Origin of the sequence: Mesorhizobium sp. M7A.F.Ca.US.006.01.1.1 (assembly GCF_003997935.1) — a bacterium.
In the GTDB taxonomy this organism is placed as follows: Bacteria; Pseudomonadota; Alphaproteobacteria; order Rhizobiales; family Rhizobiaceae; genus Mesorhizobium.
Genome location: NZ_RZQL01000554.1, coordinates 1 through 380, shown reverse-complemented (window position 1 = coordinate 380; position 380 = coordinate 1). Strand labels below are relative to the sequence as shown.

At 59.7% G+C, this 380-nt stretch carries 1 protein-coding gene; it reads right to left on the bottom strand.

Annotated elements, in window-relative coordinates; translation table 11 throughout:
* The coding region (locus EN943_RS37455; protein WP_127416646.1) for a PAS domain S-box protein at positions 1 to 380 on the bottom strand (380 nt) is incomplete at both ends.

Here is a 380-nt window from a genome sequence, read left to right as displayed (position 1 = left end):
CCGAGCACCGCGTTGTCGAGAAGACGCAGCAATTGTGGATCGTCGGGAAGCCGTTTGCGGAGCAGCTCAAGACTACCCAGAATCGCCATCAGCAAATTGTTGAAATCGTGAGCGACGCCGCCCGTCAGTTTGCCGATCGCATCCATTTTTTGGGAGTGGAAAAGGGCCTCACGTGCCTGATCCAGGGACTCCTGCGCCTTCTTCCGCTCCGTAATGTCGCGTGTGATCTTCGCGAACCCCAGGAGTTCGCCATCCTCGTGCCGAATGGCGTCGATGACCACGTGGGACCAGAACGCAGTGCCGTCTTTGCGTATACGCCAGCCTTCGCGCTCAACTCGCCCTTCACGGGCGGCGATCTCCAGGGCACTTTGCGGACTGCC